The 14,854-nt window shown below is 63.7% G+C and carries 19 protein-coding genes; 8 read left to right on the forward strand and 11 right to left on the reverse strand.

The features are described 5' to 3' along the window. Positions 1-127: 127 nt before the first annotated feature. The gene (locus O7B34_RS04830) at positions 128-889 is read right to left on the reverse strand and encodes a GGDEF domain-containing protein (RefSeq protein WP_027143831.1); all 762 of its coding nucleotides are present in this window, start codon (positions 887-889) and stop codon (positions 128-130) included. 161 nt (positions 890-1,050) lie between these two features. Between O7B34_RS04830 and O7B34_RS04835 the strand changes: the two genes are divergently transcribed. Further along, a complete protein-coding gene (locus tag O7B34_RS04835) occupies positions 1,051-1,755 on the forward strand; it encodes a pyrimidine 5'-nucleotidase (protein WP_337145072.1) in 705 nt (234 codons plus the stop codon). A gap of 125 nt (positions 1,756-1,880) precedes the next feature. Here the strand turns inward: O7B34_RS04835 and O7B34_RS04840 are convergent, their stop codons facing one another. Next, a complete protein-coding gene (locus tag O7B34_RS04840; RefSeq protein WP_337145073.1) occupies positions 1,881-2,726 on the reverse strand; it encodes an LOG family protein in 846 nt (281 codons plus the stop codon). A 143-nt stretch (positions 2,727-2,869) separates the two neighbouring features. Here O7B34_RS04840 and dapD point away from each other — a divergent pair, with 143 nt between their 5' ends. From dapD to O7B34_RS04860, 4 genes are all read left to right on the forward strand, one after another. After that, a complete protein-coding gene (gene dapD, locus O7B34_RS04845) occupies positions 2,870-3,724 on the forward strand; it encodes a 2,3,4,5-tetrahydropyridine-2,6-dicarboxylate N-succinyltransferase (RefSeq protein ID WP_337145074.1) in 855 nt (284 codons plus the stop codon). Between the two features lie 72 nt (positions 3,725-3,796). Beyond that, positions 3,797-4,159, forward strand: a complete 363-nt coding sequence (locus O7B34_RS04850; RefSeq protein WP_027143827.1) for a DUF805 domain-containing protein — start codon at positions 3,797-3,799, stop codon at positions 4,157-4,159. Beyond that, entirely contained in the window at positions 4,152-4,535 is a 384-nt protein-coding gene (locus O7B34_RS04855) for a DUF805 domain-containing protein (protein WP_027143826.1), read from the forward strand. Before O7B34_RS04850 ends, O7B34_RS04855 begins: the two co-directional genes overlap by 8 nt. A gap of 74 nt (positions 4,536-4,609) precedes the next feature. Further along, positions 4,610-5,386 carry a hypothetical protein gene (locus O7B34_RS04860; protein WP_337145075.1) on the forward strand — a complete coding sequence of 259 codons (777 nt, stop codon included), beginning with the start codon at positions 4,610-4,612 and terminating at the stop codon, positions 5,384-5,386. Here O7B34_RS04860 and O7B34_RS04865 read toward each other — a convergent pair. Beyond that, complete coding sequence (locus O7B34_RS04865) at positions 5,286-6,323, reverse strand: 2-dehydropantoate 2-reductase (RefSeq protein ID WP_337145076.1); 1,038 nt, start codon at positions 6,321-6,323, stop codon at positions 5,286-5,288. The two genes, O7B34_RS04860 and O7B34_RS04865, sit on opposite strands and share 101 nt — an antisense overlap. A gap of 125 nt (positions 6,324-6,448) precedes the next feature. Between O7B34_RS04865 and dapE the strand changes: the two genes are divergently transcribed. Together dapE and O7B34_RS04875 are read left to right on the forward strand one after the other, a co-directional pair. Next, the gene (gene dapE / locus O7B34_RS04870; protein ID WP_337145077.1) at positions 6,449-7,642 is read left to right on the forward strand and encodes a succinyl-diaminopimelate desuccinylase; all 1,194 of its coding nucleotides are present in this window, start codon (positions 6,449-6,451) and stop codon (positions 7,640-7,642) included. 2 nt (positions 7,643-7,644) lie between these two features. Further along, entirely contained in the window at positions 7,645-8,277 is a 633-nt protein-coding gene (locus O7B34_RS04875) for a transporter (RefSeq protein ID WP_337142131.1), read from the forward strand. Between the two features lie 33 nt (positions 8,278-8,310). On the opposite strand, the gene truA is transcribed toward O7B34_RS04875, so the two are convergent. From truA to def, 6 genes are all read right to left on the reverse strand, one after another. After that, positions 8,311-9,060: a tRNA pseudouridine(38-40) synthase TruA gene (gene truA / locus O7B34_RS04880; protein WP_337145078.1), complete on the reverse strand. Its 750-nt coding sequence runs from the start codon at positions 9,058-9,060 to the stop codon at positions 8,311-8,313. Between the two features lie 23 nt (positions 9,061-9,083). Continuing rightward, positions 9,084-9,590 (reverse strand): GNAT family N-acetyltransferase, encoded by a 507-nt coding sequence (locus O7B34_RS04885; protein ID WP_337104661.1) that lies wholly within the window; start codon positions 9,588-9,590, stop codon positions 9,084-9,086. Continuing rightward, positions 9,587-10,540 carry a methionyl-tRNA formyltransferase gene (gene fmt, locus O7B34_RS04890; RefSeq protein WP_337145079.1) on the reverse strand — a complete coding sequence of 318 codons (954 nt, stop codon included), beginning with the start codon at positions 10,538-10,540 and terminating at the stop codon, positions 9,587-9,589. The genes O7B34_RS04885 and fmt overlap by 4 nt, the downstream gene beginning before the upstream one ends. A 40-nt stretch (positions 10,541-10,580) precedes the next feature. Further along, the gene (locus O7B34_RS04895) at positions 10,581-11,006 is read right to left on the reverse strand and encodes a type II toxin-antitoxin system VapC family toxin (protein ID WP_337145080.1); all 426 of its coding nucleotides are present in this window, start codon (positions 11,004-11,006) and stop codon (positions 10,581-10,583) included. Beyond that, entirely contained in the window at positions 11,003-11,290 is a 288-nt protein-coding gene (locus O7B34_RS04900; protein ID WP_337145081.1) for a plasmid stabilization protein, read from the reverse strand. The genes O7B34_RS04895 and O7B34_RS04900 overlap by 4 nt, the downstream gene beginning before the upstream one ends. Positions 11,291-11,365: 75 nt before the next feature. Next, a complete protein-coding gene (gene def, locus O7B34_RS04905) occupies positions 11,366-11,896 on the reverse strand; it encodes a peptide deformylase (RefSeq protein WP_337145082.1) in 531 nt (176 codons plus the stop codon). 103 nt (positions 11,897-11,999) lie between these two features. Here def and O7B34_RS04910 point away from each other — a divergent pair, with 103 nt between their 5' ends. Continuing rightward, positions 12,000-13,253 (forward strand): DNA recombination protein RmuC, encoded by a 1,254-nt coding sequence (locus O7B34_RS04910; protein ID WP_337142138.1) that lies wholly within the window; start codon positions 12,000-12,002, stop codon positions 13,251-13,253. A gap of 3 nt (positions 13,254-13,256) precedes the next feature. Here O7B34_RS04910 and O7B34_RS04915 read toward each other — a convergent pair whose 3' ends face one another. Both O7B34_RS04915 and O7B34_RS04920 read right to left on the reverse strand, forming a co-directional pair. After that, complete coding sequence (locus O7B34_RS04915; protein ID WP_337145083.1) at positions 13,257-13,661, reverse strand: GFA family protein; 405 nt, start codon at positions 13,659-13,661, stop codon at positions 13,257-13,259. A gap of 123 nt (positions 13,662-13,784) precedes the next feature. Next, the gene (locus O7B34_RS04920) at positions 13,785-14,738 is read right to left on the reverse strand and encodes a cation diffusion facilitator family transporter (RefSeq protein ID WP_337145084.1); all 954 of its coding nucleotides are present in this window, start codon (positions 14,736-14,738) and stop codon (positions 13,785-13,787) included. Between the last annotated feature and the right edge of the window lie 116 nt (positions 14,739-14,854).

Here is a 14,854-nt window from a genome sequence, read left to right on the forward strand (position 1 = left end):
GACGTCTGCCTGCTCGCGGTACGATCGCGCGAAGCCCTGAGCGAAGGTACGTTCCTCACCCTGGCGCCACCATTGAGGTTGCTGGCCGCCTGCCTCGTTGCGATGGCCGACGGTCATTCGTGATCAGTCACGCGGCGGCCGAGATATCCGTGCCCAGGATCGTCAGGTTGCGGCCCGCATGCTTGGCCTGGTAGAGACGCCGGTCCGCGGCGCGCATCAGCTCCGATACGTTGACATCCTCGCCGCAGACGGTGCCGCCTATGCTGACCGTCAACGGGATGGTCCGTTCATCGACAGGCCGGAAGCGGATCAACTCGACCTCGCGGCGGATCCGTTCGGCAACGCGCTTGGCCTCCTCTTCCGTGGCTCCGGTCAGAAACGCGCCGAACTCCTCGCCGCCGATGCGGCCGAGCACGTCGCCGCCGCGCACGCCGCGCTCGATGGCGCTGGCGATCAACAGCAGCGCGTCGTCGCCCGTCAGGTGGCCGAAATTGTCATTGATCGTCTTGAAATGATCGGCGTCGATGATCAGCAGCGCGCCGCGGTCGGACTTGCGCCGGGAGCCGTCCAGCGCGGCAAAGAAGCTTTCCCGGTTGAGCATGCCGGTCATGTCGTCGCGGCTCGCCTTTTCCGCCAGGCGGCGGTGCGCGGCGGCGAGCTGGGCATGGGCACGGGCAAGTTCGCGATGGGCGTTCTTCAGCCTGTCGCTCTGCCAGAACGTGCCGGCGCATGCCGTCCAGGCAAGGACCAGCGGACAGAGCGTCGATGTCAGCCAGATCGTGCGGGTGACCGGGAACCCCATGGCTGGCACGATGATCAACGTCAGCAGGAGAGAGGCCGCGACGGAGGCGAAGGCGATGGCGGCGGCTTTGAGAATGATGCTGTTCATCGCGGGCTCCCCACAGGACTGTCTCTGTGCCAGCAAGCCCTGAAGGCTATCTTTCCGGGATGCATAAAATTTGAATCGTGAGGCTATTTCTGCAACTTCAACGCGCAGAAGTTGTGGATAAAGTCCCTTTCAGAATCCCTGTTTCATGCCATAAGGAGCGCATGACCACGCTTCCCGACCCCGCCCGCTTCGCCCATGTCACCGACTGGGTATTCGACCTCGACAACACGCTTTATCCGCACCACTCGAATCTGTTCTCGCAGATCGACGTCAAGATGACCGCCTATGTCGGGGAACTGCTGGCGCTGCCGCGCGAGGAGGCGCGCAAGCTGCAGAAGGAGCTGTATCGCGAATACGGCACGACGCTGAACGGGCTGATGACGCGCCACGGCATCGATCCCGACGACTTCCTCGAGAAGGTCCATGACATTGATTATTCGTGGCTGGTGCCCGATCCCGTTCTCGGCACCGCCATCCGCCAGCTTCCCGGCCGCAAGTTCATCTTCACCAATGGCGACCGCAGACACGCCGAGCGCACCGCGCGCCAGCTCGGCATCCTCGAGCATTTCGACGACATCTTCGATATCGTCGCCGCCGGCCTCAACCCCAAGCCGGCGCGCCAGACCTACGAGAAGTTCGCAGAACTGCACGCCGTCACCGGCCACAATGCGGTGATGTTCGAGGATCTCGCCCGCAACCTTTCCGTGCCGAAGTCGCTGGGCATGACCACGGTTCTCGTGGTGCCGCGCAATTTCGAGCCGACCTTCTCGGAGATCTGGGAACGCGACCCGGCCAACGAGGATGACGTCGATTTCGTCACCGACGATCTCGCCACGTTCCTCACGACCATAGTCGTAAGGGAGTGAGGAATTGAGGAATTGAGGAATTGAGGAATTGAGGAATTGAGGAATTGGTCGGGACGCGAGACTGTGCCCCTTATTTCGTCAATTCTTCATTTCCTCATTTCCCCAGTTCCCAGTTCCCGCAATTCCTATTCCCCTAGCTTGTAGAAGCGGCTGATGATGCTCCAGGCTTCGTCGGCTGTGTCGACGAAATCGATGATGTCCTGGTCGCCCGGGCTGATCGTGCCTTGCTCGGCGAGGAAGTCGAGGTCGATCGCCCGCTTCCAGAAGGACTTGCCGAACAGGATCACCGGCACGCGCTCCATGCGCCCGGTCTGGATCAGCGTCAGCGTCTCGAAGAACTCGTCCATCGTGCCGAAGCCGCCGGGAAACACCGCCACGGCCTTGGCGCGCATGACGAAGTGCATCTTGCGGATGGCAAAATAGTGGAAGTTGAAGCAGAGCTCCGGCGTAACATAGGGGTTCGGCGCCTGCTCGTGCGGCAGCACGATGTTGAGCCCGATCGACGGCGCGCCGACATCGGCGGCGCCGCGGTTTCCCGCCTCCATCACGCCAGGCCCGCCGCCGGTCACCACGACATATTCGCGATAATATGACGTGGCCGACTGCTGCGAGCAGAGGCGGGCGAATTTGCGCGCCTCTTCGTAATATTTGCTGTTTTCCTCGAGGTTCTTCTTCTGCGTCTCGTTCTTGGCGGCCCAGGCCTCGCCGCCGGGTTCGGGCAGGCGCGCGCCGCCGAACAGGATCACCGTCGAACGGATGCCGCGCTCGGCCAGGATCATTTCCGGCTTCAGCAGTTCCAGTTGCAGCCTGACCGCGCGCAATTCGCGCCGCGTCATGAAGTCGGTATCGTTCCAGGCCAGGCGGTAGGTTTCGGCCCGCGTCTGCGGTGTGTCCGGCACGCTTTTCGACCGCTCCAGATCCTCGTCCGAATGCGGCAGCGGCGTCCATCCCGCCTTTTCCATGGGAGTCATCGAATCCACCCGTCCATTCCTTTACTTGCGTCGTCCCGTGACGCAGCCGCGATTGACCCCCATTGAGCCTTAACATAGGGTCCGCGCGACTTTTAAACAGGTTAAGGCGCAGCCCCTTAACAGCTTGGTAATGGAGCAAATTCATGTCGAAGCCCGATCTGGTGAGCCTCGAAAAGACCATCGACAGGGCCTTCGAGGAACGCGACGCCATTTCGACCGCGACCCGTGGCGAGGTGCGCGACGCCATCCAGTCGGCACTCGACCTGCTCGACCGTGGCACCGCCCGCGTCGCCGAGCGGCAGTCCGACGGCAAATGGCACGTCAACCAGTGGCTGAAGAAGGCCGTGCTGCTCTCCTTCCGGCTCAATCCGATGGAGATCATCAAGGGCGGCCCCGGCGAGGCCGTGTGGTGGGACAAGGTGGCGTCCAAGTTCGACGGCTGGAGCGCCGTCGATTTCGAGAAGGCGGGCTTCCGCGCCGTGCCGTCATCGATCGTGCGCCGTTCGGCCTATGTCGCGCCCGGCGCCGTCTTGATGCCGTCCTTCGTCAATGTCGGCGCCTATGTCGATAGCGGCACCATGGTCGATACCTGGGCTTCGGTCGGCTCCTGTGCCCAGATAGGCAAGAATGTCCACCTTTCGGGCGGCGTCGGCATCGGCGGCGTGCTGGAGCCGATGCAGGCCGGCCCCACCATCATCGAGGACAATTGCTTCATCGGCGCGCGTTCCGAAGTGGTCGAGGGCTGCATCGTGCGCGAAGGCTCGGTGCTCGGCATGGGCGTCTTCATCGGCCAGTCGACCAAGATCGTCGACCGCGCCACCGGCGAGGTCTTCTACGGCGAGGTGCCGCCGAATTCCGTCGTCGTCGCCGGATCGATGCCGGGCAAGCCGTTTCCAAACAACGAACCGGGCCCAGGCCTCTATTGCGCCGTCATCGTCAAGCGGGTCGACGCCAGGACCCGGTCCAAGACCTCGATCAACGAATTGCTGCGCGATTGATCTTTCAGCCGGGCAGGTGCACCTTCCGCCGGCGCGACGATCGGTCGCGCTGGTTCAACATGGAGGGGTGACATGGACTGGAAATATCTGCTCACAAGCTTTGACGGTCGCATCAACCGGGGCAAGTTCTGGGCTGGCATCGGCGTATTCATCGTTATCGGCGTTATTGCTTTCATTCTCGATGCGATCCTCGGCACGCGTTTCACCACGGCCAGCGGTGCCCAGATCGGCATCATCGGCATCCTCTTCGCGCTGGCATCGATCTATTTCGCGATTGCCCTCTATGCCAAACGCTGGCACGACCGCAACAAGTCGGGCTGGTGGACGCTGATCGGCTTCGTACCCGTGATCGGCGGCATCTGGCTGCTGGTCGAACTCGGCATCCTCGAAGGCACCAGGGGTGCCAATCAATATGGATCGGACCCGCTTGCCTGAAAGATCGGATCTCAACTGGCTTTTCTTCAAGACCTCGGGCCGCGTCAGCCGCGCGGCCTATTTTCTCGGCGGATTGCTCGTCGCCATCATCCAGGCGTTCCCGCTGTACCGCTTCACGCTGGTGCCGGAGGGCTCGGCCGAGAGCAATATGTGGTCGTTCATCTTCTTCATCGCCTTCATCGCCTCGCTGTGGTCGAACATCGCGCTGGCGGTGAAGCGGCTGCACGACCTCGACAAGCCGGGCATCGCCGCGCTGATCCTGTTCGTGCCGGTCGTCTCGATCGTCGCCTTCCTTGTGTTGTGCCTGTTTCCAGGGCAGCCTGGGCCCAACCGCTACGGCCGGCGCACCAACGAGCCGGCTGAATCAAAGAAATAGAGCATGACGTCGTCCGAAAACCGCTTCACACTTTTCGGCATCACGCTCCAAGGGGGCCAATCGGATATCTCGCCATGCGCTACCGCACGCTTGATCCGAAACTGATCATCGAAACCGCCGAGCGGCTTGAAGGCCGTGTGGCCGACCGTTTCCCGGACGCCGGGTTGCGCGGCGTCGCCGCCGAACTGGTGTCGTTGTCGCGCGATCTGGCCAAGGCCGCCAAGGCGCTGGAAGCGCCGATCTGGTGGCTGCGTGGCATCATTGTCGCCGCCGTGATCGCCGGCGGGCTGATCTTCCTGTTCGTCGGCACCATCCTGCCGCTCATCCACATCTCCCAAGCCGACGACGCGGTGCAGTCGGTGCAAGGCATCGAAGCCACGATCAACATGATCATCCTCGCCGTACTCGGCTTCCTCGCCCTGATCCGCACCGAGGAGCGCATCAAGCGCAAGCAGGTGTTTCGCCAGTTGCACGGCCTGCGTTCGCTGATCCACGTCATCGACATGCATCAGCTGACCAAGGATCCGGCGGCGCTGTCGGCCAGTTTCAAACCGACCTCGCATTCGCCGGCCCGCATCACCAATGCCGCGGATCTCGCGCGCTATCTCGACTATTGCTCCGAAATGCTGTCGATCACCGGCAAGATCGCGGCGCTGTTCGCCCAGTCCGTCAATGACGCCGTCGTCATCGACGGCGTCAACGACGTCGAGAACCTGGCGTCCAACCTGTCGCGCAAAATCTGGCAGAAGATCACATTGATCGACGGCCGGCCGGCGGCGCCACAACCTTCTCCGGCGCCAGGCCCGGCGAGCCGAGCCGCTCGGCTTCCGCCGCGCGCACCAGGGCGCTGATCCGCTGGACCGTCGGCGCCGGCGTGCCGGTTTTTTCAGCGAGCAGCAAAACAGCACCCTGCAGGTCGTCGATCTCGGTCGGCCGACAGCGCCGCAGATCGTCCCACATCGACGAGCGCGCCTCGGGGTCGATCGCCAGCATGCGCCGCGCCAGCAACTTGAACAGCCAGTCGGGCAGCCTGAGCACCTTCGGCAGCAGTGCCGGCCGCACGCCGGCGATGCGCGCCGGCTCGACGCCGGAGGCCTTCATGGCCCGCAGCGCCTCGTCGATCTGGTCGGCGAGGATCAGCCGCCAGCGCCTGTCGGCGAGTTCGGTTGCCAGGGGAAGGCCTGACAGCGCCACCAACGCATTGTTCAGGTTCATCAGAAGCTTGCCCCACAGCACGGCCTTCATGTCGCCATGCGTTTCGACCACGAGGCCTTCGACGTCGAGAAGGCCGACAAGGCCGGTATCTTCGACCATCACCTTGCCGTCGCTAGCGCGGTGGACGCGCAGCGGCAGCTCTCCATCGGCTGATTGCACGACATTGAACGGCACCATGCCAGCCACCACCGTTTGCCGGCCAAGCGCCGCGCGCAGCCTGTCGGCATTGTCGACGCCGTTCTGCAGACTCACGACCACGGCATCCGGACGGGCATGGGCCTTGATGAGTGCTGCCATATCCTGTGTCGCGCCGCTCTTGACGGTGACCAGGATCACGTCGGCTTCCGGCAAGGCGACGGCAGGATCGGTGGTGACGGCAAGCGCTTTGGGCTTGATCAGGCGATCGCGGCCGTCGAGGTCGCTGACGCGCAATCCGCCCTGCCGCAGCGCTGCCTCGACGCGCGGCCTGGCGAGCAGGACAACCCGCCGCCCGGCGAGCGCCAGGCAGCCGCCGGCATAACAGCCAATGCTGCCGGCGCCGGCAATGACGATCCTCTTTTCGCCGTTTGCCATCTCTTACTCCGCGTCGGCCAGAACTATACGACATGAAAACCATAATGTCGGCGGTATCGTCGGCCATTGGCTTGGCCTTATGTCTGGCAGTGACAGGCCTTTCGCTTTCGACTATCGCTTTTGCCATGACGCTGCCGACTGACCCCGCCGCAAACCTCGTCTCTCTCATCCGCTGTGCCTCGGTGACGCCAGCCGAAGGCGGCGCCCTGAGCGCGCTGGAGGCCATGCTGAAACCGCTCGGCTTCCTGGTCGATCGGCCGGTGTTCTCCGAGGACGGCACGCCCGATATCGAGAACCTCTATGCACGGCGCTCCGGCAACGGCCCGCATCTGATGTTCGCGGGCCATACCGACGTCGTGCCCATCGGCGACGAAGCCGCCTGGACGCATCCGCCTTTCGCAGCCGAGATCGCCAATGGCGAGATGTATGGCCGCGGCGCCGTCGACATGAAGGGCGGCATAGCCTGTTTCATCGCCGCTGTGGCGCGCCATGTCGAGGCAAATGGCGGCCCGAAGGGTTCGGTGTCGCTGCTGATCACCGGCGACGAGGAAGGTCCGGCCATCAACGGCACGGTCAAGCTGCTCGAATGGGCCGCGTCCAAAGGCGAAAAGTGGGACGCCTCGATTGTTGGCGAGCCGACCAATCCGGACACGCTCGGCGACATGATCAAGATCGGCCGGCGCGGCTCGATGTCGGGCAGCATCACCGTCAATGGCCGCCAGGGCCATGCCGCCTATCCGCAGCTTGCCGACAATCCGGTGCGCGGCCTGATGAGCCTGGTGGACGCCTTGCTGCATCCCGTCTTCGACAAGGGAACCCAGGATTTCCAGCCGACCAACCTGGAGGTGACCTCCATCGATGTCGGCAACCCGGCCACCAACGTCATTCCTGCCAAGGCGACCGCCACCTTCAACATCCGCTTCAACGACAAGTGGACGGCAGAGACGGTCCAGGCGGAAATCCACAACCGCCTCGATCAGGCGGCGAGGCGCAAGAAATACCGGCCAGGCAAGAAGACGCCTGTCGACTATGACCTCGTCTGGCGCGACCGGCCGAGCCATGTCTTCCTGACCCGCGACGACAGGCTGGTCGAGACGCTGAGCGGCTCGGTCAAGGCGGTGGTCGGCAAAACGCCGGCGCTGTCCACCTCCGGCGGCACATCGGATGCGCGCTTCATCAAGGATTATTGCCCGGTGGTGGAATTCGGCCTGGTCGGCAAGACCATGCACATGGTCGACGAGCGCGTCGCCATCGCCGATCTGGAAACGCTGACGCGGATCTACCAGCGCTTCATCGACGACTGGTTCGGACAGGGCTGAGCATGCTTACCGCGGACGAAACCCAAGCTTCGCTGACCGGCGCCTGGCGGCTGATGCTCGGCAAGGTCGACGGGCTGCGCCTGCTCGACCTGTCGGCCGACGGCTTCTGGAATTCGTTCTTCGCCATCATCGTCGCGACACCGGCGCTGATCGTCGGCTGGGTCGGCATCGCCAACGAGATCAGCGATCCCGATGCCTTCGCCGGCCGCTTCTCCATGCTGGTGCGGCTGGCGACGGTCGATATCGGCTCCTGGGTGCTGCCGCTGGTCGCGCTCGCCTTGGTGGCGCCGCGCGCCGGCATCGGCGGGCGCTTCGTCCACTATGTCGTCGCCAGCAACTGGGCCTCGGCCATCACCGCCTGGCTGATGCTGCCATCGGCGCTGATCAGGCTTTTCCTGTCGTCGACAAGCCAGGTCGCGAGCCTGGTGTCGCTGCTGTTGTTTTCGCTGTCGATGGTGCTGACCTGGCGCATGACCACCGCCACGATCGGCAGGGGCGCGGCGGTCGGCACCGCCGTTTTCGTCGGCATGTTCATCGCTTCGCTGCTGGCGCTGTTCGGGCTGCAGATGCTGCTTGGGATCAGCGTGCCGGACGATGTCGGGGCCCAGAGCCTTTCCGGGCTCTATCCCGGATAGAGCGAGGGCTCTTACCCACGATAGGACCGGGTTCTATCCGGGATAATCGACGCCTATCAGGAAAAGTCCATCTGGCGGCGCCACTTGCCCGCAGGCGGCGCGGTCTCGCGCCTCGAGCGCCGCCTTGAGGTCGCCTGATGTCCAGCCGCCGTCGCCGACCCGCTTGAGCGAGCCGACCATGGAGCGCACCTGATTGTGCAGGAAGGACCGCGCCGAGGCTCTCACCTCGATCACGTCGCCCGTCCGGCTCACATCGAGCCGCTCCAATGTCCTGACCGGGCTGTTGGCCTGGCACTGGGTGGAGCGGAAGGTGGTGAAGTCGTGCCGGCCGAGCAGGAGCTTCGCCGCCTCGTGCATGGCGGCGGCATCGAGCCGCTTCGGCACCCACCATACCTTACCCTTCTCCAGCGCCGAGGGCGCCCGCCGGTTGAGGATGCGGTAGAGATAGTGCCGGCCGATGGCCGAGAAACGGGCATCGAAATCGTCGGAGACGATCGTGGCCTTCAGGATGACGATGCGCGCGCCGGCCGCCTGCAGGTGTGCATTGATGGCGTCGCGCACCTTGTCGTCGGGCCACGCCTTGGCAAGGTCGGCATGCGCCACCTGCGCGGTCGCGTGCACGCCGGCATCGGTGCGGCCGGCGGCGCGCAGCCGGACCGCCTCGCCGCAGAATTTCTCGATCGCCTGTTCGATCGCCTGCTGCACCGAAGGCTGATCGGCCTGGTGCTGCCAGCCGGCAAACAGGCTGCCGTCATATTCGATATCGAGGCGAAAACGCGGCATGCCGGTCGGTTATACGCCCTCGCCTAGGCGGCGAGAGCGGTAAAGGCGGAGGCGTAGACCAGTCTGCCGGCTTCGGGTGCGTCGCCCCAGGCCAGCGCCTGCAGCGCTTCGCCTTGATATTCGCTTTCGAACTTTTCAGCCCGGGCGTGGCTATAGCCGAAACGGCCGTAATAGGCCGGATCGCCCAGCACGACAGCCAGCGTCTCGCCGGCATCCCTGAGCCGGATATGGGCCTCGCGGATCAGCGCGCCGCCGATGCCGGAGCCGTGAAAAGACGGCTCTACCGCCAGCGGGGCAAGCGCCACGGCGGCAAAACTGTTGCCGCCGTTCTGCACGAACAGCCGCGAAAACAGGATGTGGCCAACGGCCTGGCCGTCCTCTTCCGCCACCAGTTCCACGACGGCGTCACCGCCGGTCACCAACGCGTCGACCAGCCCGGCCTCCGTCTGCTGGCCGAAAGCGTGTTCCTCGACGAGGCGAATGGCCTCGCGGTCCCGCGGCGTCGCCGCGCGTATCGACATCATGCTCATGAGAATTTCAGTCCTTTTTCGATCTTGGCTCCGCGCAGGAACTCCGACGCGGCAGCGGGCCCTCCGCCCGCACGTTGAACTTCGACCAGCCTGATCGCGCCTTTTCCGCAGGCGACCGTCAGCCGGTCATCGAGAATTCCTCCCGACTCGCCCAAATCTTCCGAAAGCGACAGGCCTTCGGACAGCGTCGAGCGAAGCAGTTTCAGCCGTTCGATGCGGCCGCCAATGTCAATCTCGGACCAGGCGCCAGGAAAGGGCGACAGGCCACGAATGTGGTTGTGGACCTCGGCCGCGGGCCGTGTCCACTCCACGCGCGTCTCGGATTTATCGATTTTCCTGGCGTAAGTCACCCCTTCGGCCGCTTGCGCGGTAAATGCCAGGATGTTCTGTTCCAGCCGTGCCAGCGCTTCCACCATCAGGGCAGCGCTAACACTCATCAACCGATCATGCAGATCGCCGGCTGTCATATCGGGGTCGATGGCGCATTTTTCAACCAATCCCACCGGACCGGTGTCGAGGCCCTCCTCCATGCGCATCACCATCATGCCGGTCTCGGTGTCGCCGGCCATGATGGCGCGCTGGATGGGCGCGGCGCCGCGCCAGCGCGGCAAAAGCGAAGCGTGGCCGTTGACGCAGCCAAGCCGGGGTGCCTCCAGAACCGCCTTGGGCAGGAGCAAGCCATAGGCGACGACCACGGCGATATCGGCGCCAAGGGCGGCAAAAGCGGCCTGTTCGGCCTCGCCCTTCAACGATGTCGGCGTGCGCACCTCGATGCCCAGCCGCTCGGCCTCGCCCTGCACGGGGGACGGCGTCAACTCCAGCCCGCGTCGGCCTGCGGCGCGCGGCGGCTGCGTATAAACAGCTGCTATCTCATGTCCGGCTTCGGCGATGGCACGCAGCGTCGGCACCGAAAACTCCGGCGTGCCCATGAAGATGACGCGAAGGGGCATTTTCTTTTGCGGCCTTGTTCCTGCCTTGCCGTGATCCGGCTCAGGCACTCGTTTCAAACGGGTTTACGAGCTTAAGGTCAAGCCCATCGAAGTCGCGAACATTGCGAGTTGCCAACGTGGCGTCATGCGCGAGACAGATCGCGGCGATCATGGCATCAGCAAGGCTGATTGGGCGCCCGAGCCGTTCCCGCGTCGCTCGGAGCTTGCCGGCAAGGCGAGGGATAGAACCAGCAAATTCCACGACGCGACCGGAGAACTGCTTCGAGATCAGATGATCGAGAGCACGGACATGGCGATCGGAGCCGGTCTTGTCCAGAAATCGTTCGGCACCGAAGGATTGCTCCATGACGACAGGGCCGCACAGGTACAGGTCAAGCAACTCCTGTTTGCGAAACCATTCGACCACGTTCGCATCGGGTGCCGTCCTGCTCGTTTCGGAAATGATGTTGGTGTCGAGGACGATCACTCGAAATCCTCGGCCGGGCGCCCAAAGTCGCGTTTTCTATCCGCTTCGATCTCGTCCATGATCTCGGCGAATTCGTCGTCGATCGCATTCTCCGTCGCGAACGCGGAGCGTATATTGTCCCATGCCGACAGACCGGGCTCTGGCTTGGCCTCCTTTTCGGCGACCATGCCTTTGCGTAACAGATCGATTGCTTTTCCCGATAGGCTCTGGCCGCCGCTTCGTGCAGCCTGTTCGATTTCGCGTTTCAACGGCTCGGGAACGTCCCTGATCAGCATATCGCCCATGCAATTCTCCAAACGTTGATATCAATGATATCACGGCAAGGATCGCTGCTCAATGGATTCTGCGCCCGGGTGCGCCTATCCCGCCAGCTTGCCTGGCGCCTTGTCCCTGGCGAGCTTCTTGAACTTCTTCACCACCATGTCGCGCTTCAGCTTCGAGATGTGGTCGATGAACAGCACGCCATTGAGATGGTCGATCTCGTGCTGCAGGCAGGTCGCCATCAGCCCTTCGGCCTCCATCTCCTGCGGCGTGCCGTCGCGGTCGAGATATTTGACCCGCACCGAGGCCGGGCGCTCGACCTCGGCATAGTAATCGGGGATCGACAGGCAGCCTTCCTCGTAGACGGACCGTGCGTCGGCGCTTTCGAGAATCTCCGGGTTGATGAAGACGTGCGGCGCCGGCGTTTCGTCTTCCTTGGCGAGGTCGATCACCAGCATGCGCAGCGGTTCGCCGATCTGGATAGCCGCCAGCCCGATGCCGGGTGCGTCATACATGGTCGCCAGCATGTCGTCGGCCAGTTTGCGCAAGGGCGCGTCGACGCGCTCCACCGGCTTGGAAACCTGGCGCAGGATGGGGTCGGGAAGGATGATGAGCGGCTTGATCGGCATGGCGTTTCACCTAAGACCTCAAAAGAAAGGCGTCAACCGGTGGGCCTGAGCCTCGTTCACGTTTTGATCTGTGCCGGCCTGCCGAATCGGCTATGCTGTCCACATGAATGATCTGAGCACCATCCTTTCAGAGCCTGTCGTACGGCTCGGCGCCTCGACAATCACGCTCGGCCACGCGCTTGCCTTCGGCGTCTTGCTGTTTCTCGGTCTGTTCGTGGCGCTCGTCGCTGCGCTGTGGCGGTCGGCCAAGGCGCGCGCGGTCGCCGCCGCGGAAGCCGCCGACCATGCCCGCGACGCCGAGACACGCATGGCTGGTATTTTGCAGGCGCAGGCGGAAATGCAGGGCCGCATGGGGGCTATTGCTGAAGTGTTCGGCGCCCGGCAGGCCGAATTGACGCAATCGATCGGCCAGCGGCTCGACGCCATGACCGGCCGCATCGGCCAGACCATGACCGAGCAGACCAAATCAACGCATGAGAGCCTGGCGAAGCTGCAGGAGCGGCTGGCGGTCATCGACACCGCGCAAGGCAACATCCAGTCGCTGGCCGGCCAGGTCGTGCAGTTGCAGGCGATCCTCTCCAACAAGCAGACGCGCGGCGCCTTCGGCCAGTCACGCATGGAGGCGATCGTCGCCGACGGCCTGCCGCATGGCGCCTATGAATTCCAGGCGACGCTGTCGAACGGCAGCCGGCCGGACTGCCTGGTGAAAATGCCGAACGGCGCGCCGTCGCTTGCCATCGATGCCAAATTTCCGCTGGAAGCCTGGAACGCCATCCGCGCCGCCGACGGGGCCGACCTGCAGAAGGTCGCGGCCCAGGCCTTTCGCCGCGACATCGAGGTCCATGTCCGCGATATTTCGGAAAAATACCTGCTCCAGGGCGAGACGCAGGATACGGCCTTCATGTTCGTGCCGTCGGAATCGGTGTTCGCCGAAATCCATGAGAATTTCGAAGCGGTTGTCCAGAAGGCGCACCGCGCCCGGGTCATCATCGTCTCGCCTTCACTGCTGATGCTGTCGATCCAGGTCATCCAGGCGATCCTCAAGGATGCCCGCATGCGCGAACAGGCGCATCTGATCCAGGGCGAAGTCATCAGGCTGATGGAAGACGTCCAGCGTGTCGACGAGCGGGTGCGCAAATTGCAGGGCCATTTCGGCCAGTCGGCCAAGGACATCGAAGACATCCTCGTCTCGACCTCGAAAGTGACCAAGCGCGGCCAGAAGATCGAGGCGCTGGAATTCGGGGAGGGCGAACCCGACGCGCCACACGGCGGCGCCGCCAAGGTGGAGGCCGCACCGCGCGTGGCCGATTCCAAGACGGGACAGCTGAGGCTGAGGGTCGTCGAAGGCGACGACTGAACGCTACTGCTCCTCCACCGTCGTCATGCCCTCGAATTCCGGAAGCCAGTGCAGCGCCGAGCGGTGCCATTTCTGGTGTCTCGGAACCAGGTCCTGGCGCTGCCGCGAGGTCCCGACCCTGATGCCATAGACCTTTGGACCGTCGCCGACCGAGGTCGCATAAAGATGCGAGCCGCAGTCGGCACAAAAAGCCTGGGCACGCTTGGCGCCGCTCGCCACGGTCTTGATATAGATTTTCGGCGCGCCCCTGGTGATCCGGTAGTGATCTTCCGGCGCAGGAACAGTGACGCGAAAGGCCGTACCGGTCAGCTGTTGGCAATCGGTACAGTGGCAGATCGAGGTCTTTCCCGGGTCGACCTCCGCCTCATAGGTGATGGCACCACAATGACAGCCGCCGTCGATCTTCATCGTCATTCCTCCAACATCGATCAGGTAATCTTAGCGGCGCGGCGACGCGAAGCAACGGCGCGGCGCTGGTCCAGAGGCCAAGGCATGATCAGCAAGAGGGGATTTTCGGATCATACTCAAACTCTATCCGGACGCGGATTCGATCAGCTTGCGCCGCTTTTCCCAGGTGCCTGACGTCTGCGGCTTGACGAACAGCCGCGTGATCTCAGGCATTTCCTTCCTTAGCCGGGCCTCGAGACGCTCGACGCAGGCCTCGATGTCCGGCGCCGCCAGATGGTCCTCGAATTCGATGCTCAGGGCGGCAACGATCTCTTCCGGTCCCATATGCACGGTCAGCACACCGTTCGCCCGCTGCACCGCCGGATCCTGCTGGACGATCGCCAGCACCTTCCTCTGCGCCTCGGGTGAGGCCGGCTCACCGATGAGCAGGCCCTTGCTTTCCCGCGCCAGGAAGATCGCTGTCGCGCCGAGGATGAGCGCGATGCCGATCGAGGCGGCGCCGTCGAGTTCGGGCATCTCGAAAATCTCCGCCGCCGATATGCCGGCAAAGGCGACGGTCAGGCCGAGCAGGGCCGCGCTGTCTTCGAACAGCACCGTATAGACGCTCGGGTCCTTGCTCGATTGCACGGCTTCCAGCCAGCCTTGCTTGCCCTTTTGCTTGCGGAATTCCTTCAGCGCCACCAGCCAGGAACTGCCTTCGAACAGGAAGGACAGGCCGAGAACGACGTAGTTCACCTTGACGTTGGCGACCGGTTCCGGCGCCATGATGTGGATGATGCCCTCGTAGAGCGACACGCCGGCGCCCAGCGCGAAGACCAGAAGGGCGACGATGAAGCTCCAGAAATAGAGTTCACGGCCGTGGCCGAGCGGATGGGTGGGGCTGGCCGGGCGTGCGGCCCGGTGCATGCCGTAAAGCAGCAGGCCGCCATTACCGGTATCGACCAGCGAATGCACGCCTTCCGACAGCATGGCCGAACTGCCGGTGAAAAAGGCCGCGGCGAACTTGGTCAGCGCTATGGCGAGGTTGCCGGCGAGCGCCGCATAGATGACCGTTCTGGAGCCGCCATGCCCTGCCATGCAGGTCTATCCTCTTTGAGATACGATGTAGCGGCTCTGCCGCGGAGCTGCACAGCCATCACAACGCGCCAATCGTCGGGTCGTTCAACGTCTTCGAAACCTGCTGGCAACAACGC

The organism is Mesorhizobium sp. Cs1299R1N3 (genome assembly GCF_037179625.1).
Taxonomy (GTDB): Bacteria; Pseudomonadota; Alphaproteobacteria; order Rhizobiales; family Rhizobiaceae; genus Mesorhizobium; species Mesorhizobium salmacidum.

Excerpts from the sequence above, each read along its gene's own strand:
- O7B34_RS04830 (WP_027143831.1), bottom strand. The coding sequence starts at position 889 with ATGAACAGCATCATTCTCAAAGCCGCCGCCATCGCCTTCGCCTCCGTC.
- O7B34_RS04835 (WP_337145072.1), top strand. The coding sequence starts at position 1,051 with ATGACCACGCTTCCCGACCCCGCCCGCTTCGCCCATGTCACCGACTGG.
- O7B34_RS04840 (WP_337145073.1), bottom strand. The coding sequence starts at position 2,726 with ATGACTCCCATGGAAAAGGCGGGATGGACGCCGCTGCCGCATTCGGAC.
- dapD (WP_337145074.1), top strand. The coding sequence starts at position 2,870 with ATGTCGAAGCCCGATCTGGTGAGCCTCGAAAAGACCATCGACAGGGCC.
- O7B34_RS04850 (WP_027143827.1), top strand. The coding sequence starts at position 3,797 with ATGGACTGGAAATATCTGCTCACAAGCTTTGACGGTCGCATCAACCGG.
- O7B34_RS04860 (WP_337145075.1), top strand. The coding sequence starts at position 4,610 with ATGCGCTACCGCACGCTTGATCCGAAACTGATCATCGAAACCGCCGAG.
- O7B34_RS04865 (WP_337145076.1), bottom strand. The coding sequence starts at position 6,323 with ATGGCAAACGGCGAAAAGAGGATCGTCATTGCCGGCGCCGGCAGCATT.
- dapE (WP_337145077.1), top strand. The coding sequence starts at position 6,449 with ATGACGCTGCCGACTGACCCCGCCGCAAACCTCGTCTCTCTCATCCGC.
- O7B34_RS04875 (WP_337142131.1), top strand. The coding sequence starts at position 7,645 with ATGCTTACCGCGGACGAAACCCAAGCTTCGCTGACCGGCGCCTGGCGG.
- truA (WP_337145078.1), bottom strand. The coding sequence starts at position 9,060 with ATGCCGCGTTTTCGCCTCGATATCGAATATGACGGCAGCCTGTTTGCC.
- O7B34_RS04885 (WP_337104661.1), bottom strand. The coding sequence starts at position 9,590 with ATGAGCATGATGTCGATACGCGCGGCGACGCCGCGGGACCGCGAGGCC.
- fmt (WP_337145079.1), bottom strand. The coding sequence starts at position 10,540 with ATGCCCCTTCGCGTCATCTTCATGGGCACGCCGGAGTTTTCGGTGCCG.
- O7B34_RS04900 (WP_337145081.1), bottom strand. The coding sequence starts at position 11,290 with ATGGGCGATATGCTGATCAGGGACGTTCCCGAGCCGTTGAAACGCGAA.
- def (WP_337145082.1), bottom strand. The coding sequence starts at position 11,896 with ATGCCGATCAAGCCGCTCATCATCCTTCCCGACCCCATCCTGCGCCAG.
- O7B34_RS04910 (WP_337142138.1), top strand. The coding sequence starts at position 12,000 with ATGAATGATCTGAGCACCATCCTTTCAGAGCCTGTCGTACGGCTCGGC.
- O7B34_RS04915 (WP_337145083.1), bottom strand. The coding sequence starts at position 13,661 with ATGAAGATCGACGGCGGCTGTCATTGTGGTGCCATCACCTATGAGGCG.
- O7B34_RS04920 (WP_337145084.1), bottom strand. The coding sequence starts at position 14,738 with ATGGCAGGGCATGGCGGCTCCAGAACGGTCATCTATGCGGCGCTCGCC.